This window comes from Cupriavidus sp. HMR-1 (genome assembly GCF_000319775.1).
Taxonomy (GTDB): domain Bacteria; phylum Pseudomonadota; class Gammaproteobacteria; order Burkholderiales; family Burkholderiaceae; genus Cupriavidus; species Cupriavidus metallidurans.
Genome location: NZ_ANKP01000156.1, coordinates 1 through 26,207, shown reverse-complemented (window position 1 = coordinate 26,207; position 26,207 = coordinate 1). Strand labels below are relative to the sequence as shown.

At 61.8% G+C, this 26,207-nt stretch carries 19 protein-coding genes; 14 read left to right on the top strand and 5 right to left on the bottom strand.

The annotated features are described in order from the left end of the window. The coding region (locus D769_RS18575) for an SIS domain-containing protein (protein ID WP_008648134.1) at positions 1–535 on the bottom strand (535 nt) is incomplete at its 3' end. A 150-nt stretch (positions 536–685) separates the two neighbouring features. Between D769_RS18575 and D769_RS18570 the strand changes: the two genes are divergently transcribed. Further along, complete coding sequence (locus tag D769_RS18570; protein ID WP_008648132.1) at positions 686–2,665, top strand: monovalent cation:proton antiporter family protein; 1,980 nt, start codon at positions 686–688, stop codon at positions 2,663–2,665. On the opposite strand, the gene D769_RS18565 is transcribed toward D769_RS18570, so the two are convergent. Together D769_RS18565 and D769_RS18560 are read right to left on the bottom strand one after the other, a co-directional pair. Then, positions 2,655–3,083 (bottom strand): ribbon-helix-helix domain-containing protein, encoded by a 429-nt coding sequence (locus D769_RS18565; protein WP_008648126.1) that lies wholly within the window; start codon positions 3,081–3,083, stop codon positions 2,655–2,657. The two genes, D769_RS18570 and D769_RS18565, sit on opposite strands and share 11 nt — an antisense overlap. Before the next feature lie 58 nt (positions 3,084–3,141). After that, positions 3,142–3,720, bottom strand: a complete 579-nt coding sequence (locus tag D769_RS18560) for a DJ-1/PfpI family protein (protein WP_008648124.1) — start codon at positions 3,718–3,720, stop codon at positions 3,142–3,144. Positions 3,721–3,846: 126 nt separating this feature from the next. Here D769_RS18560 and D769_RS18555 point away from each other — a divergent pair, with 126 nt between their 5' ends. Together D769_RS18555 and D769_RS18550 are read left to right on the top strand one after the other, a co-directional pair. Further along, positions 3,847–4,419, top strand: a complete 573-nt coding sequence (locus D769_RS18555; protein ID WP_008648122.1) for an adenine phosphoribosyltransferase — start codon at positions 3,847–3,849, stop codon at positions 4,417–4,419. A 211-nt stretch (positions 4,420–4,630) separates the two neighbouring features. Continuing rightward, positions 4,631–6,307 (top strand): Na/Pi cotransporter family protein, encoded by a 1,677-nt coding sequence (locus tag D769_RS18550; protein ID WP_008648120.1) that lies wholly within the window; start codon positions 4,631–4,633, stop codon positions 6,305–6,307. Positions 6,308–6,360: 53 nt separating this feature from the next. Here D769_RS18550 and uvrA read toward each other — a convergent pair whose 3' ends face one another. Further along, entirely contained in the window at positions 6,361–9,228 is a 2,868-nt protein-coding gene (gene uvrA / locus D769_RS18545) for an excinuclease ABC subunit UvrA (RefSeq protein ID WP_008648118.1), read from the bottom strand. Between the two features lie 274 nt (positions 9,229–9,502). On the opposite strand from uvrA, the gene D769_RS18540 reads away from it, so the two are divergent. The 11 genes from D769_RS18540 (at position 9,503) to D769_RS18495 (ending at position 23,603) form a co-directional block, all read left to right on the top strand. Further along, positions 9,503–10,759, top strand: a complete 1,257-nt coding sequence (locus D769_RS18540; protein WP_040011123.1) for an MFS transporter — start codon at positions 9,503–9,505, stop codon at positions 10,757–10,759. Positions 10,760–11,056: 297 nt separating this feature from the next. After that, on the top strand, positions 11,057–11,605 hold the full coding sequence (locus tag D769_RS18535) for a single-stranded DNA-binding protein (RefSeq protein ID WP_008648114.1): 549 nt from the start codon (positions 11,057–11,059) through the stop codon (positions 11,603–11,605). Between the two features lie 243 nt (positions 11,606–11,848). After that, on the top strand, positions 11,849–13,039 hold the full coding sequence (locus D769_RS18530; protein WP_008648113.1) for a site-specific integrase: 1,191 nt from the start codon (positions 11,849–11,851) through the stop codon (positions 13,037–13,039). Then, entirely contained in the window at positions 13,036–14,673 is a 1,638-nt protein-coding gene (locus tag D769_RS18525) for a tyrosine-type recombinase/integrase (RefSeq protein WP_008648112.1), read from the top strand. The genes D769_RS18530 and D769_RS18525 overlap by 4 nt, the downstream gene beginning before the upstream one ends. After that, on the top strand, positions 14,645–16,672 hold the full coding sequence (locus D769_RS18520) for an integrase (protein WP_241227883.1): 2,028 nt from the start codon (positions 14,645–14,647) through the stop codon (positions 16,670–16,672). Before D769_RS18525 ends, D769_RS18520 begins: the two co-directional genes overlap by 29 nt. Further along, the gene (locus D769_RS18515) at positions 16,650–17,093 is read left to right on the top strand and encodes a hypothetical protein (RefSeq protein WP_008648110.1); all 444 of its coding nucleotides are present in this window, start codon (positions 16,650–16,652) and stop codon (positions 17,091–17,093) included. The genes D769_RS18520 and D769_RS18515 overlap by 23 nt, the downstream gene beginning before the upstream one ends. Positions 17,094–17,297: 204 nt before the next feature. Continuing rightward, complete coding sequence (locus D769_RS18510; protein WP_040011121.1) at positions 17,298–19,121, top strand: ATP-binding protein; 1,824 nt, start codon at positions 17,298–17,300, stop codon at positions 19,119–19,121. Positions 19,122–19,221: 100 nt separating this feature from the next. Then, positions 19,222–19,689 (top strand): hypothetical protein, encoded by a 468-nt coding sequence (locus D769_RS31240; RefSeq protein WP_206537007.1) that lies wholly within the window; start codon positions 19,222–19,224, stop codon positions 19,687–19,689. 179 nt (positions 19,690–19,868) lie between these two features. Continuing rightward, positions 19,869–20,267 (top strand): Imm39 family immunity protein, encoded by a 399-nt coding sequence (locus D769_RS18505; protein WP_008648107.1) that lies wholly within the window; start codon positions 19,869–19,871, stop codon positions 20,265–20,267. Between the two features lie 151 nt (positions 20,268–20,418). Continuing rightward, complete coding sequence (locus D769_RS18500) at positions 20,419–21,081, top strand: hypothetical protein (protein WP_008648106.1); 663 nt, start codon at positions 20,419–20,421, stop codon at positions 21,079–21,081. Between the two features lie 143 nt (positions 21,082–21,224). Beyond that, on the top strand, positions 21,225–23,603 hold the full coding sequence (locus D769_RS18495; protein ID WP_008648105.1) for an AAA family ATPase: 2,379 nt from the start codon (positions 21,225–21,227) through the stop codon (positions 23,601–23,603). A gap of 1,222 nt (positions 23,604–24,825) precedes the next feature. On the opposite strand, the gene D769_RS18485 is transcribed toward D769_RS18495, so the two are convergent. Continuing rightward, positions 24,826–26,019 carry an MFS transporter gene (locus tag D769_RS18485; protein ID WP_008648103.1) on the bottom strand — a complete coding sequence of 398 codons (1,194 nt, stop codon included), beginning with the start codon at positions 26,017–26,019 and terminating at the stop codon, positions 24,826–24,828. Positions 26,020–26,207 lie beyond the last annotated feature (188 nt).

The following is a 26,207-nucleotide window of genomic DNA, read 5'->3' as shown; positions in this document are numbered from 1 at the left end:
CGTCGAGCACCGCCACGGCCAGCGCGTCACCCAGCGCCAGCGCCGCGGTGGTGCTGGCGGTCGGGGCGAGGTTCAGCGGGCAGGCCTCCTGAGCCACAGCGCCGTCGAGGTGGGCGTTGGACAGTTTGGCCAGGTTCGATTCGGCGTTCCCGGTGATGGAGATCAACCCGGCGCCGATGCGCTTGACGATCGGAATGATCGCCAGCAGTTCGGCCGTTTCACCGGAATTGGAGAAGGCGATCAGGACATCGTCGCGCGTGATCATGCCGAGGTCGCCATGGCTGGCCTCGGCGGGGTGCACGAAGAAGGACGGCGTGCCGGTGGATGCCAGCGTGGCGGCCACTTTGCGGCCGATATGGCCCGACTTGCCGATGCCGGACACGACGACGCGCCCGGTGCAGCCGAGAATCATCTCCACCGCCTTGGTGAACGCGGGCGTGAGCCGTCCGGCCAGCGCGGAAACGGCCTCGGCTTCGATTTCAAGGGTCTGGCGGGCGAGCCGGAGTGCTCGATCCGCATCGAAATTGGCTATCATGGCGTCGGAGTATACCAACGAATGCGATGGCGTCTGGCCCGGCTTTCGAGCCTTTTGCCGCTGTGACGACCGCCGCGCTTGCCGTGTTTCGCCGGCAGGGCGCAAATGCCGGGACGGCGCGCGTGCCCGGCTGGTACTTTTCAATCGCCGATGCATTCTCCGCTGGAACTGACCCTGGTGCTGCTGGCCGCTGCCGTGTTTGGCGTGGTGGCGTTCCGCATGTTGCAACTGCCACCGATGCTCGGGTATCTGGCGGTGGGCATCCTGATCGGCCCGCACGCCCTTGGCCTGGCCAGCGATTCGGGCCAGACCAAATACCTGGCCGAATTCGGCGTGGTCTTCCTGATGTTCTCGATCGGGCTTGAGTTCAGCCTGGCCAAGCTGCGCGCGATGAAGCGGCTGGTGTTCGGGCTGGGCGGATCACAGGTCATCCTGTCGATGCTGGCCGTGGTGCCGGCGAGCTGGATGTTCAACTGGCTTTTTCCGCTGTCCTGGCAGGCATCCGTGGCCCTGGGCGGCGCGCTGGCCATGTCGTCCACGGCCATCGTTTCCAAGATGCTTTCCGAGCGCATGGAGCTGGAAAGCGAGCACGGGCGCAACATCATCAGCATCCTGCTGTTCCAGGATCTGGCCGTGGTGCCGCTGCTGATTGTGATCCCCGCGCTGTCGCGCGATCCGGGAGACCTGGCGTTCGCGCTGGGGCTGGCCACGGTCAAGATTGCCGTGGCCCTGGGCGCGATCTTCTTCCTGGGCCAGCGCCTGATGAGCCGCTGGTTCCACGTCGTGGCGGCACGCCGGTCGCAGGAACTCTTCATGCTGAACCTGCTGCTGGTCACGCTGGGCATGGCCGCGCTGACAGAGCGGCTGGGTCTGTCGATGGCGCTCGGCGCGTTCATGGCGGGGATGCTGATCTCGGAAACGCCCTACCGCCATCAGGTGGAAGAGGACATCAAGCCGTTCCGGGACGTGCTGCTCGGGCTGTTCTTCGTCACGATCGGCATGTTGCTCAACGTCCGGGTGGTGTTCGACCACGTCTGGCTCGTGCTTGCGCTGCTCATCGTGCCGATCCTGTTCAAGCTGGTGCTGATCGCAGTGCTGGCGCGGCTGTTCGGCTCGCGCCAGGGGGTGGCGATCCGCACCGGCCTTGGGCTGGCGCAGGCGGGCGAATTCGGTTTCGTGCTGCTGAACCAGATAGATGGCATGGGGCTGGTGGACCCGGTGCTGATCCAGGTGATCCTGGCGTCGATGCTGCTGTCGATGCTGGCCGCGCCGTTCCTGATCCAGTACAGCGACGCGATCGTGCTGCGGTTTGCCGCGAACGAATGGCTGTTGCAGTCGCTGAACATGACCCGGATCGCGGCGCAGAGTCTGCAGACCGAGAAGCACGCGATCATCTGCGGCTACGGTCGTAGTGGCCAGAACCTGGCTCATATGCTGGAACGCGAGGGCATCACCTACGTGGCGCTCGACCTCGACCCGGATCGCGTGCGCGACGCGGCGGCGGCGGGCGATACGGTGGTTTATGGCGATGCCGGCCGGCGCGAGGCGCTGATCGCGGCCGGTATCCACCGCGCGGCGCTGGTGGTGGTGACCTATGCCAATACGCCGTCGGCGGTGAAAGTGCTGCACCACGTTCAGGAGCTGGCGCCGGCGCTGCCGGTGCTGGTGCGGACCGTCGACGATTCCGAGCTGGACATCTTGCAGAAGGCGGGTGCGACCGAGGTGGTGCCGGAAATCATCGAAGGCAGCCTGATGCTGGCTTCACACGCGCTGGTGCTGTTGGGCGTGCCGATGCGCCGCGTGGTTCGGGGCGTGCAGCAGGCGCGCGACGCACGCTACAGCCTGCTGCGCGGCTATTTCCACGGCCGTGACGACGAGGAAGACATGGTGGAGCGGGACACGGTGCGGTTGCACGCGGTGTCCCTCGGGCCGGAACACACCGCCGTGGGGCGTCGCCTGGGGACGCTGGGGCTGGAGCGGATCGGCGTGGAAGTCACGGCGGTGCGCCGGCGCGGCATCCGCGCCTTCGACCCCGAGCCGGACACCGTGCTGGAGCCGGGCGACATCGTGGTGCTGCGTGGCACGCCCGAGGCGCTGGAGTCTGCCGAGGAACGGCTGATCAAGGACTAGAACTAGAGGCAGAGGCGTGCTCGCCTCTGGCTGCCCTTGGCAACGGCGAACTGCCAGCTTCCACCCACGACGCGGGTAGGCTATCCAGCACGGCTCGCGCATCGAGCGACCGAATCGGCACATTAGTGTCGGCCGGGATGCGCCCCTCGTTTTGCAGAAGCAGGTAGCGCATACAGCACACGCGCAGGAACGAAGCAAAGTTGGCCGACAGCGACGTCTCGCCGCGATGTTCGGCAAGTTCGTCGTGTAGCCGCGTCAGCAACTGGTTGACGGTCATGCCGTCGCGTTGCGCCAGTTCTTCCAGGACCTCCCAGAACAGGTTTTCCAGCCGGATGCTGGTGGCCATGCCGTGCAGGCGCAGCGATCGGGACTGGGTCTGGTACGAATCCGGATTGGCCCGGATGAAGATCTCACACATGGATACCTCCGTGCGGCGCGGCCGCGGGCCCGATGGCCCGCGCCACGTTCGGAAGCCTCTACTCTACGATCCGCGTCCCAAGCACTGCAAGGAACTGCGCCAGCCAGGCCGGATGGGCAGGCCAGGCCGGCGCCGTTACCAGGTTGCCGTCGGTATGGGCCTGGTCGACCGGGATATCGGCATATTTGCCGCCGGCCAGCCGTACCTCGGGTGCGCAGGCGGGGTAGGCGGAACAGGTACGACCTTCGAGCACGCCAGCTGCCGCCAGCAGTTGCGCGCCGTGGCAGACCGCGGCGATCGGCTTGTTGGCCTGGGCAAAGTGGCGCACGATCTCGAGCACGCGGGCATTCAGTCGCAGGTATTCGGGGGCGCGGCCGCCCGGAATGACGAGGGCGTCATACTGTGCCGGATCGATGTCCGCGAACGTGGCATTCAGCGTAAAGTTGTGGCCGCGCTTCTCCGTGTAGGTCTGGTCGCCTTCGAAGTCATGGATGGCGGTGGCGCAGTGGTCGCCAGCCTTCTTGTCCGGGCAGACCGCGTGAACCGTGTGGCCCACCATCTGCAGTGCCTGGAACGGCACCATGGTTTCGTAGTCTTCGGCGAAGTCGCCGGCCAGCATCAAGATCTTCTTGGCCACGGTTGTCTCCTGTATCTTTGCGGGTTGCGGATGTTCAATCAGCCGGGCCATTGTGCGGCGATGGTTTTGGACACGGGTGGTAGCCCGTTACCGCATCGCGCGTAATTTCACTTTCCAGTTTCCTTCATGTCGAACTCCATCATCCAGTCCCCCGATCTTGGCGATGTCACCGGTTACCTGCGTGACCGCATCCGCACCGTGCCGGACTGGCCGCAGCCGGGCGTGATGTTCCGCGACATCACGCCGCTGCTGCAGAACCCCAAGACGCTGCGCGTGCTGATCGACGTCTTCGTGCACCGCTACATGGACCAGAACCTGGACCTTGTGGCTGGCATCGACGCGCGCGGCTTCATCCTCGGTTCGATCATCGCGTACGAACTGAACCTGGGCTTCGTGCCGATCCGCAAGAAGGGCAAGTTGCCGTTTCAGACGGTGGCCGAGGAATACGAGCTCGAGTACGGCAGCGCCACCGTGGAGATCCATGCAGATGCCTGCAAGCCGGGAGACCGCGTGCTGCTGATCGACGACCTGATCGCCACGGGCGGCACGATGATGGCGGGCCGCAAGCTGCTGGAGCGTCTTGGCGCAACGGTGGTGGAAGGCGGGGCGATCGTCGACCTGCCTGAGCTCGGCGGCTCCAGGCTTTTGCAAGCCAGCGGCCTGTCGCTGTTCACGGTCTGCAATTTCGACGGCCACTAGGAAGCCCTGGGAAGCCCTGGGAAGCCTTTTCAAAAGGATTCTGGCGTCGCTGCGGGGCCTTGCCGTGCCGCCTGTACTGCCTGCGCCCCCGCCCGGGTTTGCTCCCTTCGACAGGGGGGCGCATAATGCCTCCTTGAAATAACAAGGCGATGACCGGGCTGCGCGCCTCGCTTCTGCCCCTCGCGGCACCGGTCACGAAGAAGGCTGCACTATGGGCGTATTGCTTCATCTTCTCTCCGGCGTGGCGCTCCTGATTTGGGGCACCAACATAGTCAAGGTCGGTATCCTGCGCGTGTACGGCGCCAATCTGCGCCACGTGCTTTCCGTCAGCGTGTCCAACCGGTTTGCTGCGTTCCTCGCGGGCGTCGGCGTGACCGGTCTCGTCCAGAGCAGCAATGCCACGGCCGTGATCGTCAGTTCGTTCGTCGGACAGGGACTGATCGCGGTGGCCCCCGCGCTGGCGATCATGCTGGGCGCGAACGTGGGTACCGCGCTGATGGTGCAGGTGTTCTCGCTCGATCTGTCCTGGCTGTCGCCGCTGCTGATCTTTATCGGCGTGATCCTGCATCTGTCATGGAAGGGCAGCAAGGCCGGCCACGTGGGCCGCGTGCTGATCGGGCTGGGCCTGATCACGCTGGCGCTGGAACTGATTTCGATCGCCACGCGGCCCGTGGTGCAAGCGGCCGGCGTCAAGGTACTGTTCAGCACGTTGACCGGTGACGCCGCGCTGGACATGCTGATCGGCGCGGTGCTGACGATCCTCTGCTATTCGAGCCTGGCCATGGTGCTGTTCTGCGGCGCGCTGGCATCGGCCGGGGTGGTGTCGATCCACGTGGCCATGGCGCTGGTGCTCGGCGCCAATCTCGGTTCGGGCATTTCGGCGCTGATGTCGACGTCGGGCAACAACCAGCCCGGTAAGCGCGTGACGCTGGGCAACCTGCTGTCGCGCCTGCTCGGTTGCGTGATCGCGTTGCCGCTGCTGACGAAGGCCGAGGAACTGCTGGCGCTGGTTGGCAGCGAGCCGCAGCGGATGATCGTGAACTTCCATCTGCTGTTCAACGTGGCGCTGGCGCTGTTGCTGCTGGGCGCTACCGCGCCGCTGGCGCGCCTGTGCGAGGCCATTCTGCCGGGCCGGAACACCGGCGACAGCCAGGTCACGCCGCGCCACCTCGATCCGGCCGCGCTGTCCACGCCGACGCTCGCGTTGTCCAACGCCGCGCGCGAGGTGCTGCGCATCGGCGATCGCGTCGAACAAATGCTCGACAACCTGCTGCGCGTGCTGCGGACCAACGATCTGAAGCTGGCCAATGCCACCTGTCGTATCGACAACGAAGTCGACGATCTCTACACCGCGATCAAGCTCTACCTGACGCAGATCAGCACCGAGGCGCTGGACGAGCACGATGGCGAGCGCTGGACGGAAATCATCTCGTTGACGATCAACCTGGAGCACGCGGGGGACCTGATCGAACGCGTGATCGTCGACACCAAGGAAAAGAAGATCGCGCACAACCTGTCGTTCTCCGAGGCCGGCATGCAGGAGATCGCCGAGATGCACGCCCGCGTGGTGGCGAACCTGCGTCTGGGACTGTCGGTGTTCCTGACCGGTGACCTGCGCAGCGCCCAGCAACTGATGGCGGAGAAGGCGGCCTTCCGCGATCTGGAGCGCGATCTGTCGCGCTCGCACCTGCAGCGTGTGGCCGTGCAGACCGTGGAGAGCATCGAGACCAGCTCGCTCCATCTGGATCTGATCGCGGAACTGAAGCGCCTCAATTCGCTGTTCTGCTCCACCGCATATCCGGTGCTGGAGCGGGCGGGGATGATGAACCGCAGCCGGATGAAAGAGGATTCGGAGGAGAAGGTCGCTGCGGTGGCGGGCGCTCGCTAGCGGGGCTGGGGGAGAGGGCAGGGCGCGTCGATTTCCGACCACGCCCCGGAGACCTATCCCTGCTTCTTCAACAGAGGCGCCAGATACTTGCCCGTGAAGCTCGCCTTGCTGGCGGCCACGACTTCCGGGGATCCCTTCGCGATCACCTGGCCACCACCCGCACCGCCCTCCGGGCCCATGTCGATCAGCCAGTCCGCCGTCTTGATGACGTCGAGGTTGTGCTCGATGATCACGACCGTGTTGCCCTGGTCGCGCAGCTTGTGGATGACCTTGAGCAGCAGTTCGATATCGTGGAAATGCAGGCCCGTGGTGGGCTCGTCGAGGATGTACAGCGTGCGGCCGGTGTCGCGCTTGGACAGTTCCAGCGACAGCTTCACGCGCTGCGCCTCGCCGCCGGAGAGTGTGGTGGCTGACTGCCCCAGCCGGATGTAACCCAGGCCCACATCGAGCAGCGTCTGCAGCTTGCGGCGCACCACCGGCACGGCGCTGAAGAACTCGTGCGCCTGCTCGACGGTCAGGTCGAGCACCTCGGAGATGTTCTTGCCCTTGTACAGCACCTCGAGCGTCTCGCGGTTGTAGCGCTGGCCGTGGCAGACATCGCACGGCACGTAGACGTCGGGCAGGAAATGCATTTCCACCTTGATCACGCCGTCGCCCTGGCATGACTCGCATCGGCCGCCCTTCACGTTGAACGAGAAGCGGCCCGGGTCGTAGCCCCGTTCCTTGGCGGAGGGTACGCCCGCGAACAGTTCGCGGATCGGCGTGAAGAGGCCGGTGTAGGTGGCCGGATTCGAGCGCGGCGTGCGGCCGATCGGGCTCTGGTCGACGTTGATGACTTTGTCGAAGTGCTCGAGGCCTTCGATGCGGTCATGCGGTGCGGGCTCCGCAGTCGAGCCATACAGATGGCGTGCCACCGCGTGGTAGAGCGTGTCGTTGATCAGCGTCGACTTGCCTGAACCAGAAACGCCAGTGACGCAGGTGAGCAGGCCCACCGGGATTTCGGCCGTAACGTTGCGCAGGTTGTTGCCAGTGGCGTTGACGATGCGGAGCAGCCGCTCGTCGTCGGGCAGGGCGCGCGTCTTCGGCACCTCGATGCGGCGCTGGCCGGACAGGTACTGCCCCGTCAGCGATGCCGGCGAGCTTTCGATCTGGTCCGGCGTGCCTTCCGCCACGATCATGCCGCCATGGACGCCCGCGCCCGGGCCGATGTCGACGACGTAATCGCACGCGCGGATCATGTCCTCGTCGTGCTCCACCACCAGCACCGAGTTACCGATGTCGCGCAGATGCTTGAGCGTGCCGATCAGCCGGTCATTGTCGCGCTGGTGCAGGCCGATCGACGGCTCGTCGAGCACGTACATCACGCCGGTCAGGCCCGAGCCGATCTGCGAGGCCAGGCGGATGCGCTGCGCCTCGCCGCCGGACAGCGTGTCCGCGCTGCGCTCGAGTGACAGGTAATCGAGCCCGACGTTGTTCAGGAAGTTCAGCCGGGCGGTAATTTCCTTGACGATCTTGTCGGCGATCTCGCGCTTGGCGCCGTGCAGGTCCAGCGTCAGGAAGTACGTCAGCGCGTCGCGCAGCGGCCAGCCGTTGATCTCGAAGATCGCGCGGGCCTGATCGGCCTCGCCCACTTTCACATGGCGCGCCTCGGTGCGCAGGCGGGTGCCCTGGCAGACCGGGCACGCCTGGTTGTTCTGGTACTTGGCCAGTTCCTCGCGCACGGCCACCGAATCGGTTTCACGATAGCGGCGTTCGAGGTTCGGGATGATCCCTTCGAACGCGTGCGCGCGCAGCGTGGTGCGGCCGCGTTCGTTGATATACGTGAACGGGATCTCGGTCTCGCCGGAACCGTGCAGGATTACCTGCTGCACTTCGGGCGACAGTTCCTCGAACGGGGTTTCCGTGTCGAATTCGTAGAACGCCGCCAGGCTCTGCAGCATCTGGAAGTAGAACTGATTGCGGCGATCCCAGCCTTTGATCGCGCCCGAGGCCAGCGAGAGGTTCGGAAAGGCCACCACCCGCTTCGGATCGAAGAACGTGATCTGGCCCAGGCCGTCGCAGCTAGGGCAGGCGCCCATCGGGTTGTTGAACGAGAACAGGCGCGGTTCCAGCTCCTGCAAGGAATAGGAGCAGATGGGGCAGGCAAAGCGTGAGCTGAACACGTGCTCGCGGCCGGTGTCCATCTCCATCGCGATCGCGCGGCCATCGGCCAGGCGCAGTGCCGTTTCAAACGATTCGGCCAGACGCTGCTTGATGTCGGCGCGCACCTTGACGCGGTCGACCACCACCTCGATCGTGTGCTTTTCGGTTTTCTTGAGCTTGGGCAGCGCGTCGACATCGTAGACCTTGGCCTCGGCCTCATGCGCGGTGCCGCCGCCGGAGCGGATGCGGAAGCGCACGAAACCCTGCGCCTGCATCGTATCGAACAGGTCGGTGTGCTCGCCCTTACGGTCCGAGACCACCGGCGCCAGGATCATCAGCCTGGTGTCTTCTGGCAGCGCCAGCGCCGCATCAACCATTTGCGACACGTTCTGCGCCTGCAGGGCGATGCCGTGGTCGGGGCAGTAGGGCGTGCCGGCGCGGGCGAAGAGCAGGCGCAGGTAGTCGTGAATCTCTGTGACAGTGCCGACGGTCGAGCGCGGATTGTGGCTCGTGGCCTTCTGCTCGATCGAAATCGCCGGGGACAGCCCCTCGATCAGGTCGACGTCCGGCTTTTCCATCAGTTGCAGGAACTGGCGGGCGTAGGCGGACAGCGATTCGACATACCGGCGCTGCCCCTCGGCGTAGAGGGTGTCGAATGCGAGCGACGACTTGCCTGACCCCGACAGCCCCGTGATCACCACAAGCTTGTTACGCGGCAGGTCGAGATTGATGTTCTTCAGGTTGTGGGTACGCGCCCCACGGATCTTGATTTCTTCCATATCCCCGTCAATGTGCCTTGCGCAACGCCTGGGGCGCCCGAAACAGGGGCGCCAGCCTGCCGCGACACGCGATTTCCGGGCCCGCCGAAAGCGGAGCGTGATGCGGAAAGCGCGGGAAGCAAACCTGCTAATATACCGAACTTCGGTTTCCGGGGTTGCCCGGCGCCAGACTGGCGAATGACAACGGGGTGGAGACAGCCCCGCGTCAGCAACTTCCCGGCGTTCGGACGATCGAAGCTGTCGCCGACCGGACCAGATTCCTTATACGACCGCAATGCCGTCGATCCCGCCTTCTTCCCAGCCCGCATCCCTTGCCGACGAGTCCACCCGGACCGAGCCCGTGCGTGACCGCATGACCAAAGGCGAGTTGCGCGCCAGCCTCACACTCGCCAGCATCTTTGCCCTGCGCATGCTGGGCCTGTTCCTGATCCTGCCGGTCTTTGCCGAGTACGCGCGCACGCTGCCCGACGGGCACGACGCCCAGCGGGTTGGCATCGCCATGGGGATCTACGGGCTGATGCAGGCTTTCCTGCACATTCCATTGGGCTGGCTGTCCGACCGGGTCGGGCGCAAGCCGGTCATGGTCGCGGGGCTGCTGCTCTTCGTGGCCGGCGCGCTGGTTGCAGCGTTCTCCGATACCCTGACCGGCATCATCATCGGCCGCGCGTTGCAGGGCATGGGCGCGATCTCCGCGGCCATCACGGCCTGTATCGCGGATCTGACGCGTGAACGCCATCGCACCAAGGCCATGGCAATGGTCGGCGGCAGTATCGGCCTGACGTTCGCGCTCTCGCTGGTGATTGCTTCGCCACTTCTGCATTCGATCGGTATGTCGGGCATCTTCAGCCTGATGGCCGTATTCGGCGTGGTGGCGATCGGCGTGACGCTGTTCCTGGTGCCTGCGCCGCCGCCGCCGCATCCGGTGCGGCTGCCGTTCCGCCAGGTGCTGATGAATGCCGACCTGATTCGTCTGAATGTCGGCGTGCTGGCGCTCCATGCGAGCCAGGTGGCCATGTTCATGGTGGTGCCGGCCATGCTGAGCGACGCGGGGATGCCGCTGGACCAGCACTGGAAGGTCTATCTGCCGGTCGTGCTGGTGTCGTTCCTGCTGATGCTGGCGCCGATGATGGCCGCCGAGCGCTACGGCAAGGTGCGTCCGGTGCTGCTGGCCTCGGTGGCCCTGATGACGGTCGTCCAGATCCTGTTCGCGTCGGTCCACGGCCTTTGGCCGATCGTCGGCGTGCTGCTGCTGTTCTTCGTCGCGTTCAACGTGCTGGAGGCGATGCAGCCGTCGCTGGTGTCGCGTTACGCTGCGGTCAGCCGTGGCGCGGCGCTTGGCGTCTACAACACGACCCAGTCGCTGGGCCTGTTCCTCGGTGGCGTGGCCGGTGGCTGGCTGCTCCAGCACGAAGGACGCAGCGCAGTGTTCATAGGGTGCGCGGTGGTTCTGGTGCTCTGGCTTATAATCGCGTGGAGCATGAAGGCGCCCCCGGCCCGTGGGCAAGCAAGTACTTCTGCGGTGGCGGCTTAGAAGCCACCTCAGAATGATTCTGGCGTCGTTGCGTGGCCTTGTCGTACCTGGTGTACTGTCTGCGGCCGCGCGCCTGGCCAGAACCGCTTCGCTTCATCCTGAAGCGGTTTTTTAGACACAGTTTTTTTCGTATCGGTATTAGTCCGCTACGTTTTCCTGCTGTATTGGCGTTAGCATGAACACGCGCTTGACGGTTCATCCGTAGGGCGCGTGATGTCGTTTACGTCCCAGCTTTTTTTGCACGTTCCTTACGTTTAGTACCGCGCTGAAAGGGCGCGGTCCCTGGAGATCATCTACATGGCATCGGTCAACAAAGTCATTCTCGTCGGCAACCTGGGCGCCGACCCCGAAACCCGCTACATGCCCAGCGGCGATGCCGTGACCAACATCCGGCTGGCGACGACCGACCGCTACAAGGACAAGCAGTCCGGCGAATTCAAGGAAGCCACCGAGTGGCACCGCATCGCGTTCTTCGGCAAGCTGGCCGAGATCGCCGGCCAGTACCTGCGCAAGGGTTCGTCGGTCTATATCGAGGGCCGCATCCGCACGCGCAAGTGGCAGGACCAGTCAGGTCAGGAAAAGTACAGCACCGAAATCGTCGCGGACCAGATGCAGATGCTGGGTGGCCGTGGCCAGGGCGGCGGCGGCGGTGAGGAAGGTGGCTACGGCGGCGGTGCGACCGGTGGTGCGGGCGGTGGCGGTGGCTACAGCCGCGAATCGCAAGGTGGTGGTGGCCGCAGCCAGGGCGGTGGTGCCCAGGGCGGCGGTCAGCAAGGCGGCCAGCGTCGCCAGCAACAGGCACCGTCGAACGGCTTCGAGGATATGGACGACGATATTCCGTTCTGAGACCTTGTAACGGATAACTGTAAACAAGAACCCCGCTTAATGCGGGGTTTTTATTTGTAATCAAAGACTTGTAGGGCAGTGGAAGCCGTCAACTTTGATGTGCATCTTTGGCTACTTGAGAGAGATTCTTGTCCGTTGGCAAAGTTGTCAACTTTCAAATGGCGACTTGACGATTGGGTGGCAATCTGGCGCTGAGTTGTCTATGGTTTGACGCATTGTTTGACTCGTCCGGGAGGGCGATTCATGACTCCAGCGTTCCACATCGTCATGGTTCGGCATCCGTCTGGCGAGCGGATTCCAATTCTCCTGGACAGCGACCGGCAGCCGATCACATGGATCAACATGTATTTGCTGATGCGCCTGACCCCCAGGCTGGCCTCGAGTAGTCAGGAAAAGGCGCTGCACGTGCTCGGCCTCTTCTGGGTGTGGTGTTCCACCCGGCCGGATTCCGTACGGGATCGACTCGAGAGCGGCGAGGGACTCACCTCCGAGGAGATCGTCAACCAGCTGTACCCCTGGATGCGCCGCAGCTTCCAGGGGAAGGGACAGATTCGACACCTGGTGATTTCGCCGAACTCAGTGACGCAGCGAATGCGCGTGATCGCGCAGTTCATCACCTGGCATCTTGAAAACGCGATGACAAGGTGGCCGGTCGGCAGTCCCGAGATCGCCCATATCCGAGCGAAGCTGCAAGTCATCCAACGAACGTTTGCAACGACGGGACGTGCCAGAACCGAACTGCCGGCGCATGCCGCCGCACTAAGTCGCAATGAGCTTAGCGCGCTGATCGAAATCTGCCAGCCGGGCAGCGACGGAAATCCATGGAAGGTCACCTATCAGCAGCGCAACTACTTGATCGTGCTAATGATGGCCACTCTCGGCGTGCGGCGCGGCGAGCTACTCAAAATACGGATCGGCGACTGCCTGCTCTCACGCCCGATTCCGATGGTGCAGATTCGTCGATCGCCGGACGATCCCGATGATCCACGAATCGATGAACCGCAGGTCAAGACAGAGTCGCGCGCACTGCCGTGCGACACGTCTCTCGCACGGCTGCTCGACGACTACATTTGCTTCGGGCGCCGAGAGATTACGGGATCGAAGCGAACGCCATTCCTGTTCCTCGCCCGAAATGGACAGCCGATGAGCCTTGGTCGGGTCAACGGCATCTTCGACCAGATCGGTGCTGTTCACCCGCAGTTCCGAGACCTCCATCCCCACGCGTTGCGCACCACGTGCGCGACGCTGTTCCGGGAGCAAGGCGTGAGCCGCGGCCTGGATGAGGAGCGGATCGACAAAAACATGATGTACTTCTTCGGATGGCGCTCGCCAACGTCCATTAGGCCTTACATTGCTGACGCGATCCGGCATGAGGCCAGCGATATCAGTCTTGGCTGTCAGGCCATGCTCCTCGGTGCAGCTCTTCGACCATGACGAATGCCGACGTCAATCGGGCGATGGCGACTCTGCTGCGGCGATACAAACTTGCCGCGCTGCCGGACCACGTCGTTGACCGGGACGGCAGGATGATGGACCTGAGCCAATCGGTGTGGAAGTTCAACACGGAGACACACCACCAGGCCCTGGATTGGGCGGCGCGACCACAATCGAACCCAATCGTGGACTACGCGCTGAGGCGGTGGGCGATCATGCTGCTGACGCAGGTCGCATCCGGTACTGTGGCTAGCTCACTCCGACATGTGTTCAGCGCGATGGTTGGTAGTTCAACTTGCGATGCGCAGGCGGCGGAAGATCTCGAGGTGCGATGGTCGACATTGGCGAACATCTCACACATCCAGAGCCTTCGGATTCTGCTCTGCAACTTGATCGAGCGGTGCCTGCAGGTGCTGAGAGAGCGCAAGGCACTGGACCAGTTCTATGGACTGCGGAGTTGGTATCGCTGGTGCGCAGAAGTGATGCCGTGCCTGGGATTCGACACGGAGTTCGCGTTGCGAATGGACGATGTTTGCATCCCATCGAGCTACTCTCGGCTCGCGGTGGAGCTGGAGGATGAAATTTGCGGTCCGCTCTCCGACACTGAATTGATCGTACTGCGACGGGCACTGCAAAACGACCGTTCTCCGGAACCGCAGCACGTCATGGAACGTGCCGCGGTGGCGCTCAGTCTGGCCTACGGACGTAACCCGGCCAATTATTGCCTGCTGCGTGAATCGGACTTCAAGAATAGCCTGGCAGGCTATGACGTTCCGCCGAACTGGGTGCTCTCTATTCCACGGATTAAAAAGCGGGGGCGCGCGGCGCGACAGGACTTCATCGATGAGCGAGTGGGTGAAGACCTGCTGCAAATCCTGCAAGAGCTGTTGATCGTCAATCGCGAAGTGGACTGCGGCCGACTCCCGCGAGCGATGTTCCTGCGACGGAAGGCGGATGAATGGCGGCAGGATACCGGGGTCGGGGAGTATGCCCATCACCTGACGACGTCGGAGTTCCTGCGCCTCATCGGGCGGTTCGGCAGAAGACTGAATCTTGTATCGCCGCGCACCTTGGATCCTCTGTATCTAACGTCTCGCCGGCTGCGCTATACCTTTGCGACGACCATGGTGGAGCTGGGGGTCTCGAGGCGAGTTCTGGCGGCCATGCTGGACCACTCCGATACGCAAAACGTGCATGTGTACTACGCGTTGAAGGGGCGTCGCCTTACGACGATCCTCGACCGTGCGGCGGCGGTCAGAATGGGTCCTCTGCTGAAGCTGTTCCGTGGTCAGGCAGCGTCGGAAGGTTCCTCTTGGGGTGCGGTACCCATGCACAAGCGTGTGTACTTTCTCGGGGATCTACACGCGGTCCCCGATGTTGAGGTCGGTGCATGTGGGAAAACACAGCGCTGCTATCTTGATCCGCCGTTCTCCTGCTACCTCTGCCCAAAGTTCCGGCCTTATGTAGAGGCTGATCATGAGGCAGTGCTGGCGGAACTGCTGCGCAGCCGGGAGGAACGTCTTGCGCGCTATGGTGCGCGTGTCGCGGTCCAGATGGACGAGGTGATCTACGCAGTGGGTCAGGTGGTGCAGGAGGTGGCGGGCTATGCCAAGCGATCCGGCAAGACGACGTAAATCCATGGTGGCCCTGAGTCGCTGCGTCGACCTTACCCAAGCGAATTGGCTTGAAAACGCTGCACGTTTGATTGCCGGGGTGAAGACAAATCTACCCTTCACCGGCGTGCGTTGGGGAGATATGGTCTGGGACGTCTCGGCAAGTTACCGCCATCGTACGCGCGGCTACAAGGCCTGTCGCCCCGTACAACGTCTGCTGTTCACGCAACACCGTGATCCGCATCATCGGGAAGGGCTACCGCTGTCTCGGCCGTTTGCAGACATCGTCAAAGCCTTGGTGTGCATGCGGCACCGACAACGCGGCCAGTCCGCGGGGAGTCACATGGTGTTCATCCGTGCGACGCGGTACGTATTCGAGGTACTCGCTAAGGCCGGACTGTCGCTCCCGGATCTCCGTGCGGATCACCTTGATCTGGCAGCCGCGCAACTGTTTGCCCGGGAAATGGAGACATCGTCCTACAAGGTAGTGGGTCACATGGAGGAGTTCGCGGATGCCCTTGATCGTAATGGCCTGTGTCGTGCCCGCCTAGACTGGCGCAGCCGCAACAAGGTGCGACCCCGTTCGATGATCCAGGGGTCCACGGATGACTTCTTGGACGGTGGTGTGGGCACCTCGGATCGTCTACCCACGGAGGACGCTATCCGGGCGATCGGGCAGCTGTATCAGACGATTCCCAGCAATGCGTCATCCGGTGATCCGGTGAGCGCGGACCGTATCCTGATACTGATCACGACCATCATGGTCTGCACAGGCCTGCGCGTCGGAGAGGCGCTGACGCTGCCAGAGCGACCGCTCTCGGTGGCAGAAGACGGCAGCCGGAACCTGCGCTACGCACGGCTCAAAGGGCGGCTCGATGACGTCGCGGTGGAATGGTGTTACAAGCCGCTGTTGTCTGCCACCGAGGAGCTCGTGCAGGACGTGGTTAGTGAACTCCAGGCGGCGACAGGAGGCGCGCGTCGCGTCGCGCAACGATTCCGCGAGACCGGGGTGCTGCTCTCCGATATTGCGCTCGACGATGAATTGGACAGCCAGTCGATCCAGGCGATTCTGGGGCTGCAAAGCCGCAGTGTCCCGATGTTCCTGATTAGCAGGAAGATTCCCTACGAGGTGGTCAACCGGCGGGCTAGAGTCAAGCGCGACGCATTCCTCGCAGGCATTGCCCTCGATCATTGGTCGGCGCCGGTGATTCCAGGCGGACTCGGGAAAGGGTTAGATCTCCATGAATCGCTATGCGTGGTGTATCGCAATCAGTTGCACCGCGGTACCCGCTCGACGCTGACCTACGCTGCACAACCGGTCACCGATCAAAACATGGGGGAGTTCCTGAGCGGACGAACCGGATGTGCTTCGGTCTTCGAACGCTATGGCATTCTGGGGGACGATGGTCAGCAGCTACGCATTCGCACACACGGCTTGCGTCACTTCCTCAACCATGTACTAGACGAAGGCGGTGCCCCTGATCTAGTACAGACAAAGTGGTTCGGCCGAAAGCACGCGGCGGATACCCGGGCATACCAGCATCTGACCTACGCGCAGCGGTCCGCCAAGGTCGTCAAGGAGATCATGGGCGGGCGCATGCAAGGGCATGTTGTTGATTCCGCGAAGGCGCTGCCGGCCGAGATGAAGCGAACCTTCCTTGCAGCGCGCATCCATGCCATCCATGACGTAGGTCCTGGTATGTGCATTCACGACTTCCAGCTCTCCCCCTGCGAGCGTCATCTCCAATGCACGGCAAAGTGCGAAGACTTCCTGTGGATCGGAGGCGATGCGGAACGCTGTGAGGAGCTCAAGCGCCAGGCCGCGGTGGTGCACACCAGCTTGCGCACGGCAGCCGCGCATGTCAGCGGGGTAGCGACCCTGCAACCAGACTGGCAGCGACACCTGAAGCGCCGGTACGCGCAGCTAATGCAGCAGCTGGCCACATTGGGATTGGGGGAGGCCGACCTCCGTCCCTACCTTGACGAAGGAGATCGACATGGGAAAGCCGATTCGGGCTAACGTGAAGATCAATGAGCAGACGCGCCGGGCCATCCTGACCGAACTGGAACGCTGGCGCGATCGGGAGCTCGGCACGCAACTGTCGTGGGAGCGTGTCGAGGCCTTCTCGGGATACTCGCGGCAGGCGCTAAGCCGCCACCCCGACATACTGCGGGCCTTCCAGGTCGCCAAGGAGGCGTTGGCGTGTCCGGGACGGCCGTCGCGCTCGCGTGCACGTGATGACGAATTGGCGTTTCAGGACCGCGTCATCGTGCGGCTGCGCGAGGAGGTCAGTCGTTATGCCTTGCTGGAGCAGGAGTGGCATGCGCGCTGGCAGCGTATCGCGCAGCAGTGTGGACGGTTGGGATTGAGTCTGGAGGAGCTCGATGTACCAATGAAGGTGATCGCTGTCAAAACCACGAGACCGAAGCGAACTCGGTGAGGAATACAGACCATCCATTCAACTGGCTTTGACGAACTTGTGATCTATCGGAGCAGGTCGCCGAGACTTGCGCAACCGCTATCGCCGGCCATCGTGTTCCGCCTGGGGTGGCCCTGTAACCAGCGCATCCCCTCTGAATCCGGGTTGACGCGTCCACGGTCAACCGTCAATTTCTTGGACTGTCCACCCCCTCTGAGAGCACACATGCGGCTGCAATCAATTTCGATCCGAAATTTCCGATGCTACCGTGACGAAATGACCGTCGTCCTGTCCGACCTGACAACGTTCGTCGGGAAAAACGATATCGGGAAGTCTACCGTCCTCGAAGCATTAGAGATTTTTTTCAACAACGAGACAGTCAAGATCGATAGCAGCGATGCCAACGTCTTCACTGACGATAAGACGGTAGCCATCACTTGTGAGTTCTCCGATCTACCCGAGACACTGACCCTCGATGCCGGCGCGGAGACAACGCTGGCTGCAGAGTATCTGCTGACGGCTAATGGAGCGCTGAAGATCCGCAAGACCTTTGACTGCAGCAAGAAGACTGTCTCCTGCGAGGTTGCGATCCTAGCTAACCACCCCACGGCGCCTGGCGTCGCGGATCTCCTCGACCTGAAGGAACGCGACTTGCAGCGGCGCGTGGAAGATCAGAAGCTGGATGTTGCAAGAAAGGGCAATCCTGGTATGCGTCAAGCGCTCTGGGCCGCGGCCGGTGACCTTAGTTTGGCTGAGGTCGAGATCCACGTCACGAAGCCGAAAGAAGACAGCAAGCGCATCTGGGACCAGCTTGAACCGCATCTTCCTCTCTTTGCCTTGTTTCAAAGTGATCGGAGCAGCCGGGATTCAGATGGTGAGGTGCAGAATCCAATGAAGGCCGCTGTTGCCGCTGCGATTGCGGAAGTGCAGGACGACATCGAGCGCATTCAGTTGAAGGTGCGTGAGAAGGCTGAGCAGATCGCCAGAACCACGCACGAAGCACTGAAGACTATTGATCCGAGCTTGGCTAGGGAGCTGACACCTCAGTTCGCGCCGCCGACGGCCTCCAAATGGACTGGCCTCTTCTCAGTCAGTCTCGATACTGATGATGGCATTGCGTTGAACAAGCGTGGCAGCGGGGTTCGCCGCCTCATCCTAGTGAGCTTCTTCAAGGCCGAGGCGGAGCGCAGGCTTCGCGGTGGCACGACTCGAAATATCATCTATGCGATCGAGGAGCCCGAAACGGCTCAGCATCCCAACAACCAGCGCATCCTGATCGAGTCGTTCAAGGGCCTGGCTAGCGAACCCGGGTGCCAAATTATCCTCACCACGCATAGCCCAGGGTTCGCGTCTGAGTTGCCCATTGAAAGCATCCGATTCGTGACTCGCGATGATGGCATGAAGCCGAGGATCGAGGCAGGTGTGGACGTCTTCGGCAGTGTCGCGGAGACGCTCGGAGTCGTCCCGGATAGCCGTGTCAAGGTGCTCCTCTGCGTCGAGGGTCCAACTGATATCGCCGCACTGAAATGCTTGAGTCGGGCACTACATGCGGCCGATCAATCGCTACCGAATCTCGAGACTGACCCGCGAGTGGCGTTCGTCCCCTTAGGCGGCTCAGCTCTCAAGCATTGGGTCGCCGAGCACTACCTGCGTCAGCTCAACTGTCCAGAGGTTCATATCTATGACAGCGATGTCGTCAGCTACGGCGAAGCAATCAATGCGGTCAACGGGCGCGGGGATGGGTCTTGGGGCGTACTAACTGCTAAGCATGAGATCGAGTGCTATCTGCATCCTGACGCGATCAGAGAGGCCTTTGGAGTCGATGTCGCCGTTGCCGATCAACCCGATGCCGCCGGCAAGGCTGTCCCGAAGTTGTTTGCGGAAGTTTTCTCCGCCCAGCAAGGATTTGACGGCGTAATGAAGGATACGCCTGCGAAAATTCGCTTGGCCGACAAGGCGTTCCCGCTGATGACAGCGGAGCGGTTGGCTGCCCGCGATCCGGCGGGCGAAGTGCTTGGGTGGCTGCGCAGACTTGGCGCCATGCTTTGACGCAGCTTACTTCCATATATTGCCCAGCAGATGTCGCTCTCCGGCCACTGTTAGACATTCGACAGGCAAGTCTGGATCGCTAACGATATCCAAGGGCATCATGGATACCTACAAACCTTTGGGAGGAATGTTGATGAGTAAGCCTGTAATTCCAAATATGCGGATGTGGGCGCGCAATCTCAGCACTGCGCAAGGTGGCGGATTGTCGACCGCTCAGTACGGCGGCATGTCTACATCGCAATACGGAGGAGCTTCGACCTCTCAGTACGGAGGGTTATCTACCTCGCAGTACGGAGGTATGTCCACTTCTCAGTACGGAGGGCTCTCGACAGCTCAATATGGCGGTCTCTCAACAGCGCAGTACGGCGGGCTCTCTACCGCACAATACGGCGGCCTTTCCACTGCGCAGGGCGGCGGCATGTCTACCTCATCTAGCAGCGTGTATATGAGCAACATTCCGCCATGGCCTTACTTCGTTCGGGAGTTGGAGATGCGAGGGTATCAGCAGCAAGCAGATCTCATTCGTCGGTACCTACCGCAAGATCTCTGGCCTGAAAATTTTTTCTAGGGTGAAACCTAGCAATTCATTCGGCTCTGGCGCGGGGCCCCTTGCGCGGCCCGTCCAAAGGCAGCCATCGGCCACAAGCGGACGGTCGACCGCCACTGTCCGAGCTCCGGTTTCTGATCCGAAGAAGGCCCCCGTGACTTCTGAAAGAATACGGAATCATCGTTCAAAATCCTTGGCGCATGCAAACAGAGAGAGCCTTACTCGTGGGTGCAGTGTCGCTCGTCAAACACCGTTTTCGCGGTGAAGGCCAGATGGTGCTTGCTGTGCGCGACGAGATTGATGCTGCGATGAAGCAGAATGGCTTTCTGACGGGGGCTCCGTTCAAGACAGTAAGTGTGATTATCAGATATGCAGACCAGGACAACATGCGTACTGAGATCGGTCGAATTAACCAAAGAAACGGCATCATCCCCGTAGCCGTCCAGGTCAACATAACGCGCTTGAGTGCAATGGGTGCGGTGGAGTTGCAACAGGCATTTCGCAAGCTGCTGATCGAGGTTTTGTGCGACGTGGCGGCGAACTTCGACTTGCCATACGCGTTCCTCGATGCAATGCGAGCCAATCCGGCACCTGCATGAACAAGTAGACGCGTGTCTTTTTGTGCATCTGAGCGTGAACTGATAACCGGCTCTGGTCGGAATGTCGTTTCCAGGCTAGGGCTGCGGGCTGCTCCCGGCCAGGAGCGGCCTTTCGGTACACTGTTGCATCACGCCACGACAAGCCGAGACCATGCCGCTTTCCGACAACGCATTCGGGCACCTTGAGCTTGATCACATATATGCGTTTGTCGAATCGGAAGCATCTGCGCGGCAGTTGCTTGCGAGGCACCATCTACAGGCCCTCTGGCCCGCTATGGTCCATCAGGGGCAAGGCACAGCCTCCATCGCAGTCGGCTACGCAGATGGGTATATTGAGTTGGTATGGGTAACCGACTCCGACTTGCTTCGCTCGGCGGAGCAACAGCATCGTGCCAATCTGACAGCGAGAGCTCATTGGCGATCGACCAATGCCGTGCCGTTCGGGATAGGGCTTCGAGCCAAAAATGGGCAGATCGAGCTTCCGGACAGCCTATGGCGGCCATACTCGCCAACCTGGCTGCGTGGTGGCACGCCCATTCAAATGCTCGGCGCGGTCCAATGCGAGATTTGGCGACCGTCGGTCTTCGTTGTGCCTGAGGTCATCGCATATCCGACACTGCTGAATGGCATCCCTGAGGAGCTCAGCAAAAGTCTGCACAAGCGATCCTTAAACGGTGCAAAACTATCCGCACCGGGGATGCGAATCGAAGCGCTTGTGGACCTAGGCGCGGCAGCCGGGATCTCCCTGTCTCGAAGCTCGCTTTCGCCGTCGCTATATATCCCCGACGCGTTGGAACTCATACTGCCCCAATGACCGCCTAGGGTCGATCAGTGACTGCCGGGCATGACGGCGGCCAGCCGGCCGGCCGAGTCCGGCCAAGAGCAGTCACTCCGCCTGATTACCAAAATCGGCGACAATCCTTCTCACGCTAAACCAGCGCAACGTTTCCTTCGTTCATGGCCAGGTTATTTCCAACACTCGATCACACTGAATTTCGCAGCCAAGGCGAATTCACGCTCTTTCAAGAGCTGGCGGCACTCGACGATGCGTTCACCGTCATTCACTCGCTTCCTTGGCTGCGAGGCAGGACCAAGCGGGTGTACTCCCAAGAGCTCCAGAAGTACCTGCAGGTCTCCTTGGAAAAGAAGCATCTGTCCGGAGAGGTGGACTTCGTAATCCTGCATGCGGAGCTGGGTATGCTTTGCATCGAGACGAAGTCGGGTCTGTACAAGCCTTCGGGTGTTCGATTCATTCACGAACGTGACGGATACGAAATCGATCCGCTGACTCAGGTCAAGGACAACACTTTCGTCCTCGCCGAGATGCTGCAGTCGTGGCAGATAAAGTGTCCGGTCGGCTACGCAGTACACTTCCCAGACTTCGATCTCGAGAGCTCACAGATTGCCAACGCGTACGTGCCGCTCGGCCGGCCGCTCCCCGACGGCATTCTGATCCTACAGAAGCATCGTCGGGATATACCTTCGCGCATCGTGCAACTAATGGCGCACTGGAAGACCGCACTGAACTATGGCGGCCAGAACAACTTCAGTCGTGAAATCGATAAATTCCTCAACGCCGTCTGGCCGCGAGAAGCGCGGGAAGGGCATCTCGGACGCAAGATCGTCGCCGACGGCGAGTTGTGGCTTCGATTGGACGACAAGCAAGCGAAACAAGTGGCGTTGTGCCTCGACTCCGATCGGAGGCTGATCGCGGGTTTCTCGGGCAGCGGCAAGACGCTCATTGCGCGCTCCCTCGCCGAGCAGGTCGCGTCTCAGGACCTCAAGGTACTCTTCCTTCTGAAGAACCGTCAGATCACGCAGAAGGTAGCCGCTCAATTGAACCATCTCGGCCAGGCGGTCGCAGTTCAGACCTTCCATTCCTACTGTGAGTCCCTGGGCACACGGAACAGGGACAGCAGCTCTGGTGAGACCAACTATGACGAGCATTATCTGGCCCTGCATGGGAAGGTAGATCGCCAGTACGCGGTGCTGATCGTCGATGAAGCCCAGGCGCTCAACGAGGCAGATCATTTGGCTCTGCACAGCCATTTTGCAAATGCGCGCAAGTTCGTCTTTGCTGATGAGCTCCAGGTGCTTCCCGGCATCGAGAAGGGCAGCTCCTATCGATTCCTAGAGGATACCTACGGAGAGCGATTCTTCTATCTGGCGACGATCTACCGGAATCCCGGAGGCATTACTCAGGCGATGGTGGAGATGCGACCGCCACGGCACGAGGTGAACTGCCCTCGTCCGATCGCCGAGGAGGACTTGTCCAGAAGGATCAGCTGGGATGTTTCCAAGAGCATTCAGACCTTGATGGCGGATCTCTCGAAGGCTGGTGTCATGAGGCAGGACATGATCGTGCTCAGCCAGTTCTCCTCGTCGCTTGAGGGGATTGATGTCGCACAATCCACAATCTCGGCGTATCGCGGCATGGAGAAGCCCGTCGTCATCGTCGTGGCGAGTATCGACATGGATGACACCACATTGGCTTGCGCTCTCGGGCGAGCAACCACACGCGCTTACATTATCGTACCCATTGAACTGGTCACTTGCCCGAGCCACGTGAAGTCGGATTTCCTGCGCAGGGGCTTGGAGACGATCGATCTCGCGCCGCTGCTCGAACAGGATGAGCGTGGTCCGGAACCTCGGATCGTCACCAACAGGGTGAAGAAATACGCAGGCTTAGTCGGAAGACACGAGATATTCGGTGAAGGATTCTCCTATGCAATTCGATGGAGGCGATGGTTCTATGAAGGTGGAGCTAGATGGAGCAACCGTGGAGTTCAGCTCTGGGGCTGGTGGCTCTCACTAACGACAAGCCTTCCCATCTCCGGGATCGACCCTGAGCGTAACGAGCCGACCGGGTGCTTTCTCCGCCACTGCGTCGAATGCAACACCATGACGCCGCATATGCCGTTTCGGACATGTTCGACTTGCCCGGCCGCACCATTGGACGAATCCAGGACCTCTGAGATCGTCCTGCAGGCGGCCGCATTTGGCATCGCGCGATCAGGAGCGTGGGGGCAATCTCTGATTAATGTGGCGGCATTGGTCGGTGATTTCCAATTTCCTGGCTCTAGTTACGAAGTGCATGGGCGGACTGAAATGCCTGTTCTGTTCCTCGCCACTACGATCGTCGAGTTTCGGATGCGCCAAGGGGCGACAGTTGCCACGAAATCTCAGATGGAGCAGTGGCTGCGAGATATGTTGGTGGCCAGCGATTTAGATGGCTCAATCGAGAACCTTGCGGGCCGCACGATCAGTAGTCTCTGCGCCCAGAAGCTACTGCTGAAAATTGGCACCGGCCGATACCGACTAACGGATCTTCAATAGCCTCGAAAGCGGGGCTCCTTGAGCCCCGCCCTGCGGTATCAAGCCTTCGACAGGTCCGCGTCCGTCAAAAGCAGTTGCCAGATCCATTCGCCCATAGCGGCGAAAACCGTGTTGAGTAAGACCGGACCGCGATGGTGCAGATTTCGGTTCGAATCTTCTGTAGCCATGAGTGTGGCGCGGAAGTGCCAACAAGCAGCGGATGGCGAGTGGCCGTTCTTCGCCGATTGAGGGAGGTCGCCACCGGCCGCTTTGCGGATTCCAGGTCTTCAAGATCAAGGTTCGGCCGAGTGACCGGTTCGGAGGAAGTTGTCTGACCGAGTTGGGTCGGTAGTTGCCTCTGGCGCCAAGAAGCCCGTGTTCGGATAGGCCAAGGGCGGAGACTGGCCATCTACGGACGCTTGCCCACACCATTGCGTAGACATTTCGACGTCAGCTTCCCTACCGACAGCGGGGAGCAGTCATGAGAAAGGGGCGAGGGCGTGCGACGGACTGTCGCTGCTTGAGGTAGCCGTACGCGGCCTAGCGCGCGCTTGGCGACCGACCAGGGTAAGGCCGTCAACGTGTGGCTGCGCCACCTTGGCCCGCTGGATCGCGCGTTCGCGCGTCACGAGGGCGAACGCTGCGCGCCGCGCTCGGATTGCCTCAGGCGCCTCGGCCTGCTTGCCGAGGCAGGGGTGGTGGCGGGCCTTGGCCTTCATAGTGGGACACCTTGGCGTAGGAACCCGACCATTCTGCCATCGACGTCGAAAGCTACCCCAAAAGCGCAAGCTTTCCGCGGTTTGAGTCCGACGGAGTTGACGCATAGTCTAGGCATCCCCGCGCTTAGCGCATCGACCCCGCAGCATCGCTTCCTGCGCGCGTACTTGCGACGCCTCCTGCACTCGTCATCCGTCAATGTTGACGCCGCCGTACGCCCATTTCCGGGCAGCCCGCGCCGGTGCTGACGCTGCGGCAATCTGGTCAAACGATTACAGAACAGATCCGTTTTAACCGTTCTAGGACCTCGTAACGGAAAGCTAGAAAGAAAACCCCCGCCTTTGAGCGGGGGTTTTCTTTTTTATCAGTACTTTTTGGGTGGTGGTGCCTTGGGCCCCATCGATGAAAACATGGGTGTGGTGGTCCTGGAGGCGCTCACTGACTGGCCGGAGAATTCCGAGCGATTGAAGATGGCGGACGGGAAACGCTAGTTCATGGACCATGGTGCGTAGCGATTGCAGCAGGACTATGTTGCGCTGGTCTTGAGCGGAGCCGATTGCCTGACCGCCATGAGCGCCAAGATCGCCACCATGCCAAGCGCGGAAGACAACCACAGCGACTTCGCTCCGAACTGGTCCAGACACATCCCGAAAATCCAGGGTGCTAACGCTTGTGCGACGCGGGCCGGGACCATCAATACTCCCTGGCGATGACCATAGCCGCCCGGTCCGAAAATGACCAACGGCAGCGTGCCCTTGGCAATGGTGAGGATGCCGTTGCCGGCTCCGTGCAACACGCCGAACAAGGCCGCGGCAGGCGCTCCGACCAGGCCGAATGCAAGTGCGCCAAGGGGATGAAGTGCTGCCGCGATCCGGGCGGACAGCAAGGGATGGACCTTGCGCAGTAGGCCGAACTCCAGAATCCGGGCACCAACCTGCGCCGGGCCGATCAGCGCGCCCACCATAACGGCCGTGGCCAGAGACGCGCCACCCGCTTGAAGCAGCCGCGGCAAATGTGCCGCCATCGCAGTGCTGATAAACCAGGTCGCCGCGAAAACGAAAGCCAACGCATAGGAGTCCGCTCGTTGCGAACGCTCGTCAGCAGGTTGCGTCAGCTCGCTGACCGTTGGCGACGCAGGCCTGCTCGGTGCAGTTGCCGTGGCGACTACGCGCGGCATGCTCAGGTTCAGCGCAAGTCCTAGCGTGAGATGCAACGCCGCCCAGGACAAGCAGGCCCCCCGCCATCCGATGTGCGCCTCCATAAAGGTGGAAAGCGGCCAGCCGACCGTGCTGGCAAAGCCAGCGATCAGCGTGATCCCGGTGATGGCACCGCGTGAGCGGTTGCCATAGAGCGCGACCAGTGTTGCGAAAGCGGCTTCGTAGAGGCCGGCACCCATGCCGATGCCAAGAATTACCCATGCGGCAAAGAGTCCGACGACGCCCTGCGCCACGCCTAGCCCGGCAAGCCCGATGGCGAAAACAAGACTCGTTGCCACGAGGACAGATCGCCCACCGGTACGATCGATCATCCGTCCGGCTGTAGGTCCGAGCAGTGCCGATACCACCAGCGCGACGCTGAACGCCGCAAAGATCGTCGGCGTCGAGACGCCGAGATCCTGCGCCATCGGCGTTGCCAGCATGGCCGGCAGGTAGTACGTCGAACCCCAGGCCAGCGTCTGGGCGACTCCCAGCCTGGCAATCACGCTACTGCTCGGCTCCATGGCCCGTCCCGTGTCTTGTTATTCCACTTCGCCGCGATCGGTGTCGCTGATCTGGGCTTCGATCTCGTGACTCATGGCTGCTGCCGCGAGCGTCGTCGCGTTGACCGGAGCGGCTTCCTTGCGCTCGCTGTAGCGATCGGTCAGGTAGTCGCTGCGATCGCGCACTGTGCATAAGCAGCTTTCGTGAT

Bases quoted from the DNA above. Each gene is read 5' to 3' on its own strand.
- D769_RS18570 (WP_008648132.1), top strand. From the start codon at position 686: ATGCATTCTCCGCTGGAACTGACCCTGGTGCTGCTGGCCGCTGCCGTG.
- D769_RS18565 (WP_008648126.1), bottom strand. From the start codon at position 3,083: ATGTGTGAGATCTTCATCCGGGCCAATCCGGATTCGTACCAGACCCAG.
- D769_RS18555 (WP_008648122.1), top strand. From the start codon at position 3,847: ATGTCGAACTCCATCATCCAGTCCCCCGATCTTGGCGATGTCACCGGT.
- D769_RS18550 (WP_008648120.1), top strand. From the start codon at position 4,631: ATGGGCGTATTGCTTCATCTTCTCTCCGGCGTGGCGCTCCTGATTTGG.
- uvrA (WP_008648118.1), bottom strand. From the start codon at position 9,228: ATGGAAGAAATCAAGATCCGTGGGGCGCGTACCCACAACCTGAAGAAC.
- D769_RS18540 (WP_040011123.1), top strand. From the start codon at position 9,503: ATGCCGTCGATCCCGCCTTCTTCCCAGCCCGCATCCCTTGCCGACGAG.
- D769_RS18535 (WP_008648114.1), top strand. From the start codon at position 11,057: ATGGCATCGGTCAACAAAGTCATTCTCGTCGGCAACCTGGGCGCCGAC.
- D769_RS18530 (WP_008648113.1), top strand. From the start codon at position 11,849: ATGACTCCAGCGTTCCACATCGTCATGGTTCGGCATCCGTCTGGCGAG.
- D769_RS18525 (WP_008648112.1), top strand. From the start codon at position 13,036: ATGACGAATGCCGACGTCAATCGGGCGATGGCGACTCTGCTGCGGCGA.
- D769_RS18520 (WP_241227883.1), top strand. From the start codon at position 14,645: ATGCCAAGCGATCCGGCAAGACGACGTAAATCCATGGTGGCCCTGAGT.
- D769_RS18515 (WP_008648110.1), top strand. From the start codon at position 16,650: ATGGGAAAGCCGATTCGGGCTAACGTGAAGATCAATGAGCAGACGCGC.
- D769_RS18510 (WP_040011121.1), top strand. From the start codon at position 17,298: ATGCGGCTGCAATCAATTTCGATCCGAAATTTCCGATGCTACCGTGAC.
- D769_RS31240 (WP_206537007.1), top strand. From the start codon at position 19,222: ATGGATACCTACAAACCTTTGGGAGGAATGTTGATGAGTAAGCCTGTA.
- D769_RS18505 (WP_008648107.1), top strand. From the start codon at position 19,869: ATGCAAACAGAGAGAGCCTTACTCGTGGGTGCAGTGTCGCTCGTCAAA.
- D769_RS18500 (WP_008648106.1), top strand. From the start codon at position 20,419: ATGCCGCTTTCCGACAACGCATTCGGGCACCTTGAGCTTGATCACATA.
- D769_RS18495 (WP_008648105.1), top strand. From the start codon at position 21,225: ATGGCCAGGTTATTTCCAACACTCGATCACACTGAATTTCGCAGCCAA.
- D769_RS18485 (WP_008648103.1), bottom strand. From the start codon at position 26,019: ATGGAGCCGAGCAGTAGCGTGATTGCCAGGCTGGGAGTCGCCCAGACG.